Raw genomic sequence first — 7,958 nt, 5'->3', positions numbered from 1 at the left:
GGTTTAACACCTAACAGATCCGAACAATTATTTAAGCGCGAACATAAATCCGTGGCCAGAATTAGTTGACCACTTCAATATGATTTGCTAATTCACTATTTTTGTTCGATAACAATTAAGTTCTTTATCGTGAACAAACACTAAAGTATTTTGAATGCTATTAATATGATCGCTTTCATAATGAGAAACATAGAGAAGTTGGCTTAAATTTTCCCTAGCAATAAAGTCAACAGAGGTTTGAATGAGCCTTTTACCAAAATAATCGAGCCCTTGGTATGGCTCATCTAAAATTAATAACTTAGGTTGTTTGACAAGTGCACGAGCAATGAGAAGTAGCCGTTGTTGGCTATAATCAAGCTGCCTAAAACTACTTGTTTCATACTGAGTCATATGTAAAATGGCTAACCATGCTTTAGCCTGCTCTCTTTCTTTACGAGTCGGCTCTGTGTATAAGCCTATTGAGTCATAAAATCCAGATAATACAACCTGCATTGCACTACAACTCACTCTATATTGTAAGTGTAATGCAGACGAAACCATTCCAATTTGCTTTTTAATATCCCAAATGGTTTCACCTGTTCCCCTTTTTCGGCCAAATATGTGAATGTCATTACTATAACATTGAGGATGATCCCCAAAAATGAGACCAAGCAGTGTGCTTTTTCCACAACCGTTGGGCCCTTGTATTTGCCAATGCTGCCCATTTTCAATACATGAAAGACTTTATTTTTTACCCTTAAAATTAAATATAGAATGTAGGTAGCGATATTTAATTTTAAGGGTAAAGTATTCTCACTCCATTGAGAATGCTTTACCCATTCGCCTAAGACTTATCACTTTCAAACCAGGGGCTCATTAACTTAGGTTCATGACTAAATGTCATGGTCGACAACTGTTCAATCTTTTTATGTCCCAAATGGAATTTCTCACCTACAAAAACTTGAATGCCATCGATAGAAACTTGAGTTGGTTCATCAAATTCAATATTCAATCCAGATATAGGTTTAAAGAAATACTTCATTGGAAAACCTTGCATGCTTTTGAGAAGCCCGTTCATTTCGTTTTGTATTTGCTTAATACTATCAGCTTTATACGCCTTTTTAGGATGCTTTACACGCACTTGCATCATAATACCGCAATGCTTTACATCACCCTCAATCTCCATATTAATTAATGCCCTATCTGACTTTAATCGAGCATCAAAAGGCAGGTAGAGTTGTTGTTCATTATTATAAGTCAAAGGGTAAGAATGCTTTTCCGTGGAGATGTTGCCACTCATAATTCTACACTCTTGCTTATTTGGCACGAAAAAAGCCATATCAACTAATTGAAAGTGACCTTGTTCCACCTTTTTTAACCTTTGATAAAATCCTTGATATTCCAATGAAAAAGACGCCGCACTCGCTGCGATACTCGTAAAAGTAACACAACTCAAGAGTAAGCCTTTTTGTAAAAAACCTTTAGGCTGCTGGTTTCGTTTCATAATTGTCCACTAAATATTTTTTATTATGTCGTAATAAGCCAAGTAACTCATTAATATAAGCCTGTTGACGTTCTGAGTAATTAATCAATCCATAAACTAATTCTTTCGCTGTCGGTGTTTCTCCTTGCGAGCGTAAATCCGCTCTAATTTTACGAAATGATTGATAAGCAGCATTCGTATTTAAATTTCGCATATAAGCTGCAACTGAGGCTTCAACACTTGAAAAAACAGCCACTTCATGAGAAAGCCCTTGAGTTCTGGATCTAGGTATTAAACCGCACCCTTTTTTATAACACCATTGCCCAAAAAAATTAAACCCTTCACGTGCAAAACGTGAACTGCCCCACCCCGATTCCTTCGCAGCTTGAATAAGCACTAAAGGCTCAGGAATGGTATCCACCCTAACCAGCAATGAATCAATAATAGGAAGAGTCAGACTTCTTAAAGTAAACTGATATTTCTCGGTAATTTGATTCAACCTAAATTCTTCGGCTTCTGTCAAACTTCTACCTTGTGTCAATTCAGAGCGAATCGAAAATAAAAACTGGCGTTCGTCATTAATAATGGCATTTTGCTGATGGACCAAAGGACTCAGATAGTGAAAAAATGCCCTCTTTTTTTCACTCACCGTTGCCATTTTTGCAAAGTCAGGAATGCTAGAAACAGGCACTGCATTTTTTTCCAGCTTTTGACTTCTCGGTTCCTCAATTAACAAAGAAGGAATAAACATTAAGCGCACAATAACAAACAGAATAATGACACAACCCAATACAATTGTAATACGTCCTAGCTTTCCTGTTTTCACAACAACTCCTTACTTTAACTTAAGAACTACTGCTCACTACTGCTCTTTGTGATGAGGTTAAGCACGTGATAAATGTGCTTTAATCACATTGAAAGGCTAACCTTTCGTCATTCTAAGCCCTCGTTCTTTAAACTGAGGCCTTCCACCAAAGAGTAAAACATATTTTGCTTTTTGCTGCTTCCTACGAACAGCACTTGGTGCGCCTTTCTACTGCGTTATCGCTTATTTATGACCCCTTCATGAATGAAAGGAGGTAAAGCGACCTTTGAACCTAAGCCAAGAATAAACGACACCGCATAAGCTCTGCTTGATACCAATAAGCCACACTCTGTCGCAGAAACACTCAAAAAGCTCAACAGGCCCTAGTCTATTCAATAAATAGACAAATTCAGCCTATTATATGCTAGCTTAGTTAATATTTCATCGCGAAAACATCGAACAAACATGTATAATGTGTTTTCTTTATGTTTTAAAAACGACTAAAACACACAAAAGGCTAGGCATTCATGAAACATAATGCTCTCAATCGCTTTAATCATGTCGTCGCTATTGGTGGAGGCCATGGGCTTGGGCGTGTCCTTTCATCTCTCTCATTTTTAGGCGACCGCCTTACTGGCATAGTTGCAACAACCGATAATGGTGGATCCACGGGCCGTCTACGCGCAGATCAAGATTGTATTGCTTGGGGAGATTTGCGCAATTGTCTCTCAGAATTAGCAGAGCGCCCCTCAATGGGCACACTATTATTTGAATATCGATTTTCAGGAAAAATGGAGTTAGCTGGGCATAATTTAGGCAACCTTATTTTACTCGCGCTTGATGAATTATGCGTACGGCCACTGGAAGCGGTTAATTTAATTCGCCGCTTACTCAAAATTGAAACAAAGGTCATTCCAATGTCAGAGCAGCCCACTCATCTCGTCGCAATAGAGGCATCTGGCAATCGTGTTTTAGGTGAACTCAATGTAGACAACATGACTGATACGCCGATAGCCTTATCCCTTGAACCGCAAGTTTCTGTAACCAAAGAAGCCTGCGAAGCCGTCAAACATGCTGAGCTCATTATATTAGGGCCTGGCAGCTTTTTAACCAGCATTATGCCCCCTTTATTATTACCACAATTTGCAGAAACACTCGCTCAATCTAAAGCTGAAATCATCTTGATAGATAATCTCACCAAAGAGCCATCCCCTATCAGTCATTGTAATATTGAAGATAAATTGGATTGGTGTCATCAATTGCTAGGTGTAGAAATCGTCAATAAAATTCTCTGTCATGGCGATCATCCATTACAAAAAGAGAATACTTATTTTTATCCTTTAAGGAGTAAACACCATATAGGCTTACATGATAGATTAGCATTAGCCGATGCCCTTTCTAACATGGTAAGCTCGAACAATGTGAGGGCTCAAGCTTCTTGAATCTCTATCGCTATTGGATCACCCCATCATAAATCAAATAATATAAAAATTATCATCTCAGGCCAAAGTTTTTCACTTTGGCTAAAATATACAAATTTAAAACAATTCATTCTATTTAACGACTATTAACACCACATTAAATCAACATTTGATTGTTAATGGCTTAAGAAAAAAATATATTTTTGATAAACATCCCCATCGCAACATAAGACCATTCATTTTTCGAGTAAACTGTATTATAAGCACTAGGGTCTGTTGAACTTTCGTGGTCAAATAAAGATCAACAGCCCCTAAAACATCAACCTAAACATTTTCAATTAATAGCATTATGACGATAAAAGCACTTATCACTGTACTCCTATCGCTTCTCGCAGCATGGGGGCTATTTCATTTTAAATCCCTACTAGGCATTTTCTTATTTCCTCTCTTTCTCATTTTGGTTCTCTTTATCACATTTCGTTTATATCGAATAATGGAAAAAGATGATGACAAAAATTCAGACTCATAAGTGATCAAAAATGCTAAAAAAAATACGGGATCTAAGATTCAACCTGGGCAATAAAATACTGTTAAGCGTGATATTCTCGCTTCCATGTGTCGCAGATGAATCGTTAGCGGAAAAAATTCACTCCATTTTACCATTAGGCTCTCAAACAGCACTATTTATTCAAGACATCACCAACCAAGATCAAACAGGATATTCTCCTGTGTTATTTGAGCATAATGCACAAAAACATTTTTTACCTGCCAGTACCATGAAACTGCTCACAGCCGTGGCTGCCACGTCTTCTCTTAGAGAAGATTTTACCTTTAAAACCAGAATATACAGTGATGCTCCCATCATTAATGGTACACTCAACGGCAATCTTTTTATTACCTTTGATGGCGATCCTAGCCTAACAAGGCAAGATTTATATACGCTATTAGATTCTCTGAAAAAAAGGGGCCTCAACACCATCAAAGGTCATTTTTACTTACAAAGCAAGGATGAGGAAAAATGGCGTGCGCCAGGCTGGAGCTGGGAAGATTTATCCTTATGCTATGCCGCCCCTGTTTCTCAGTTTGCCATAGATCAAAATTGTATTAAAGCCCAACTGCTTCCAAGTCAAACCATTGCATCCACTCAATTACACTTTGAGCGTCCCAGTCCAGTGCACATTATCAACAGTGCTATTTTCTCTCCAGACGACACCTGCGATTTAGAGCTCGTTGCATTACCTGAAAATCAATTTCATATCACAGGTTGTTTCTCTCAACCCTCAGGAATAAAATTGCAAATAGCCGTTTCAAATCCCCAAACTTATGCCCAACAAACCTTAAAGCAAATCATGACTGCTTTAGGGATCCAGTTAACAGGTCAATTCATTCAACAGACTCAAACAACGCACAATCTGCACTTACTATCCACCCACTCATCAAAACCATTACATCAGCTCATAGAAACTATGCTCGTTGATTCTAATAACTTTATTGCAGACAGTTTAGTCAAAAAAATGGGACAAAAAAACAATCAACAGGGCTCATTCAAACAAGGGATAGCCGCATTAAAAGATGAACTGACTTTTCTCGGCATTGATGTCACCAACACCACTATAACGGATGGCTCAGGTCTTTCACGTTACTCTTTATTAACGGCTTCTCAACTTGCCTCTATTCTTAAATTGATCGCAACGGATAGTCGATTCAAAGATTTAATGCAGGCACTGCCCATATCGGGAGAGAAAGGAACATTGAAACAGCGCCTAGGCTTTCATTCAACAAAATTAAAGGGACGAATAATAGCAAAAACAGGCACACTGCAAGGCGTGAATAATCTTGCGGGGTTTATCAAAACGCAATCAGGCAAGACCTTGCTCTTTGTGAGCTTAGAAAATGGGATCATTCCGTCTTCACAGGAAGATAAACCCATGCCTTTTAACGTCACATTATCTAACTTATTGGTAAGGCAATAACAAGATAGAATAACATCTAAATCAAGGAGTCTAAGCCATAAAATGATGCAGACAGTAAGCATAATAACTGTCTGCGTCCTGCGTCTGCTCTTTTTGCGCTTTAACTAAAATAGAGATTCAGGCATGGTCATAGTCGCACTATCGCCGCTATTAACTTGACTTAAGTGAAAATCAGCTTTAGCAATCATTTTATCAAAGTAAAATGTCATCAGATGTTGTTTTTGTTGCTTAAACTCTTCATCAGAATGATCTTTTGCCGCATCAACCATAGCCAACCAAAAGTAACCATATAAAATATAGCCAAATGCATCTAAGAAGTCGACCGCACAAGCATTGACTAAAGCGGGAGATGAGACTTTATATTCATTCACTTTCATCGTGGTATCCAATAAAGCACTCAATAATTCAGTCACTCGTTGTTTATAATGTGGCGGCACATTTAACATCTGGCTTATTTTACTTTGGTGCTCTTTAATAAAGCTTTGTAACGCCTCTCCATTATCTGCCGTCACTTTGCGTCCAAGAAAATCGATGGCTTGTATGCCATTTGTTCCTTCATAGATTTGGGCAATACGCGTATCTCTGACTAACTGCTCTATGCCCGTTTCACGAATATAGCCATGACCACCAAAGACTTGCTGCCCCATAATGGCAGTATCTAAACCACGATCAGTTAAAAATGCTTTCGCAACAGGCGTCAGTAACCCAACATATTGGCATGCTTTATCTTGGACCTCACCTTGTGCATATTTCGCTAAATCTAATTGTTGCCCAGTATACACTGATAGCGCTCGGCCCGCTTCTGTTAAACATTTCATTGTTAACAACATTCTTCTCACGTCGCCATGTACAATGATGGGATGACTTTCTATATGAGATGATGAGCCTGCAGCAACCCCTTGCTTGCGTTCTTTAGCGTATTCAGATGCCATTTGATACGCCGCTTGTGATGTGCCTAGCCCTTGAATACCAATGGCCAATCGCTCGTAGTTCATCATAGTAAACATACACATTAAGCCACGATTGGCTTCACCAATTAAATAGCCTGTAGCATTATCAAAATTCATCACACAAGTCGATGATGCTTTTAAGCCCATTTTATGTTCGATGGCCCCCACAGTGACCCCATTTTCTTCTCCTAGTTGACCCTTGTCATCCACCAATATTTTGGGCACTAAAAATAATGAGAGGCCATGACTATCAGGCAATTTTGCTAACACTAAGTGGATCACGTTATCCGTTAAATCATGATCCCCTCCTGTAATAAAAATTTTACTGCCATTGAGATGGTAACTACCGTCTGATTGCGGCAGCGCTTTTGTTCGAATACCTTTTAAATCGGAGCCTGATTGTGGCTCAGTCATATCCATGGCGCCAGTCCATTCACCGCTATATAGAAAGGGCAAATAAGTGCTTTTAATCTCTTCGTTACCGTGAGCATGAATACATAATGCAGCCCCAGCAGTTAAGGAGCCATATAAAGTAAAAGCATTCGATGCGCTGTAAGCCATTTCATCGACCAGTACACCTAACATTTTTGGCATTCCCATTCCGCCAAATGCAGGATCGCCACATAATCCAATCCAACCGCCTTCAGCATACTCTTTATAGACATTTTTAAAGCCTTTGGGAGTAATAACCTCATTGCCTTTATGAACAACACCTTCTTCATCTCCATTGCGATTTAAGGGGTGAATTAACTCTCGACTCACTTTGCTCGACTCCGTCAAAATAGCCAAAGCCGTTTCAATATCAAGCGTATCAGCCAATTCAGGCAAAGATGACCATGTGGTTGGCGCATCAAAGACTCGCTCAAGTAAAAATTGCATATCTGCTAAAGGGGCGCTATATGGATTCATGACAAAAATTTCTCAAACGTTAGATTTAAACAGTTGTTTTAATTTATAACAAACTTAACTAAAAAAGAAGGTAATTTTTAACAAAATCGAAAAATGCTAGTCAAAACGCCTTTGATGTCTAGTAAAAAGCAAGAGGTTTTACACTGATAGATAAATAGAAGTTTTTGACGAATAGGAATTTTGCTATAAAAAATAGCAGCCATAGCCTTTAGAAATAGTCTCTAGAAATGTCTCTACAAATCTGTCTTCATCTACTTGTATCAATGATATTGCTATTATTGGAAAAGAGTGGATGACCTTCTAATATCAAAGTATCAAAGTATCGAAGTATCGAAGTATTGAAGATTATATGCATCACAATATCTCCGCTGTTGAACATATAAATAACCTGAACTCGGGATAAGCAGCGCCCCTTAATAGCACTATTTTTGCCCCTAT

The 7,958-nt window shown here is 38.5% G+C and carries 6 protein-coding genes and 1 pseudogene; 3 read left to right on the top strand and 4 right to left on the bottom strand.

What is annotated here, in order from left to right:
- Nucleotides 1-87 precede the first annotated feature (87 nt).
- The 3 genes and pseudogenes from Q0791_RS10450 to Q0791_RS10440 all read right to left on the bottom strand — a co-directional run.
- A pseudogene (locus tag Q0791_RS10450) lies at nt 88-711 on the bottom strand (ATP-binding cassette domain-containing protein); the annotation flags it as partial.
- Nucleotides 712-823: 112 nt separating this feature from the next.
- Nucleotides 824-1,483 (bottom strand): DUF2987 domain-containing protein, encoded by a 660-nt coding sequence (locus Q0791_RS10445; RefSeq protein ID WP_299005809.1) that lies wholly within the window; start codon nt 1,481-1,483, stop codon nt 824-826.
- Nucleotides 1,461-2,288 carry a glucosaminidase domain-containing protein gene (locus Q0791_RS10440; protein ID WP_299005807.1) on the bottom strand — a complete coding sequence of 276 codons (828 nt, stop codon included), beginning with the start codon at nt 2,286-2,288 and terminating at the stop codon, nt 1,461-1,463. Before Q0791_RS10440 ends, Q0791_RS10445 begins: the two co-directional genes overlap by 23 nt.
- A gap of 506 nt (nt 2,289-2,794) precedes the next feature.
- On the opposite strand from Q0791_RS10440, the gene yvcK reads away from it, so the two are divergent.
- From yvcK to dacB, 3 genes are all read left to right on the top strand, one after another.
- Entirely contained in the window at nt 2,795-3,709 is a 915-nt protein-coding gene (gene yvcK, locus Q0791_RS10435; RefSeq protein ID WP_299005805.1) for a uridine diphosphate-N-acetylglucosamine-binding protein YvcK, read from the top strand.
- A 328-nt stretch (nt 3,710-4,037) separates the two neighbouring features.
- Nucleotides 4,038-4,217 carry a hypothetical protein gene (locus Q0791_RS10430; RefSeq protein WP_299005802.1) on the top strand — a complete coding sequence of 60 codons (180 nt, stop codon included), beginning with the start codon at nt 4,038-4,040 and terminating at the stop codon, nt 4,215-4,217.
- Between the two features lie 10 nt (nt 4,218-4,227).
- Nucleotides 4,228-5,661 (top strand): D-alanyl-D-alanine carboxypeptidase/D-alanyl-D-alanine-endopeptidase, encoded by a 1,434-nt coding sequence (gene dacB / locus Q0791_RS10425; RefSeq protein ID WP_299005800.1) that lies wholly within the window; start codon nt 4,228-4,230, stop codon nt 5,659-5,661.
- 104 nt (nt 5,662-5,765) lie between these two features.
- Here the strand turns inward: dacB and Q0791_RS10420 are convergent, their stop codons facing one another.
- Entirely contained in the window at nt 5,766-7,520 is a 1,755-nt protein-coding gene (locus tag Q0791_RS10420) for an acyl-CoA dehydrogenase C-terminal domain-containing protein (protein ID WP_299005798.1), read from the bottom strand.
- Nucleotides 7,521-7,958: the final 438 nt, after the last annotated feature.

It is taken from the genome of uncultured Shewanella sp., assembly GCF_947495455.1.
Taxonomy (GTDB): Bacteria; Pseudomonadota; Gammaproteobacteria; order Enterobacterales; family Shewanellaceae; genus Shewanella.
The sequence above is the reverse complement of the archived record's forward strand: the minus strand, read 5'-3'. Positions and strand labels throughout refer to the sequence as shown.

Bases quoted from the DNA above. Each gene is read 5' to 3' on its own strand.
- dacB (WP_299005800.1), top strand. From the start codon at position 4,228: ATGCTAAAAAAAATACGGGATCTAAGATTCAACCTGGGCAATAAAATA.
- Q0791_RS10430 (WP_299005802.1), top strand. From the start codon at position 4,038: ATGACGATAAAAGCACTTATCACTGTACTCCTATCGCTTCTCGCAGCA.
- yvcK (WP_299005805.1), top strand. From the start codon at position 2,795: ATGAAACATAATGCTCTCAATCGCTTTAATCATGTCGTCGCTATTGGT.
- Q0791_RS10420 (WP_299005798.1), bottom strand. From the start codon at position 7,520: ATGAATCCATATAGCGCCCCTTTAGCAGATATGCAATTTTTACTTGAG.
- Q0791_RS10445 (WP_299005809.1), bottom strand. From the start codon at position 1,483: ATGAAACGAAACCAGCAGCCTAAAGGTTTTTTACAAAAAGGCTTACTC.